Origin of the sequence: Bacillus sp. SIMBA_026 (genome assembly GCF_046535335.1) — a bacterium.
Lineage (GTDB): Bacteria > Bacillota > Bacilli > Bacillales > Bacillaceae > Bacillus > Bacillus velezensis.
Map to the genome: position 1 here is coordinate 1 of NZ_JAWRWX010000486.1, position 235 is coordinate 235.

The window sequence follows — 235 nt, forward strand, 5'->3', positions numbered from 1 at the left end:
GCCGATGTCACCAACACAGCACTCACGGAAATGACGGGCGCCACCTCACCGCGTTTGCACCTTGAACTCCTCTGCGCCCGCATCCTGCTCCCGAGTGCTGAGCAAACGGAACGCGGTATCGCCGCCCGCATCGATCGCGTGGAACGTCGTCTGAACTACGCGGACGACGCCGGTACGCCTGCCGCTGCTTCATCCGCGCCTGGCGCGGTGGCTGGCTCGCTCACTGGCGCACAAG

General features: G+C 66.0%; 1 protein-coding gene. It reads left to right on the forward strand.

The genetic code is table 11. From position 1 onward, the window contains the following. Window positions 1-235: hypothetical protein (locus SB847_RS22265; protein WP_410578939.1), on the forward strand; the 235-nt coding region annotated here is incomplete at both ends.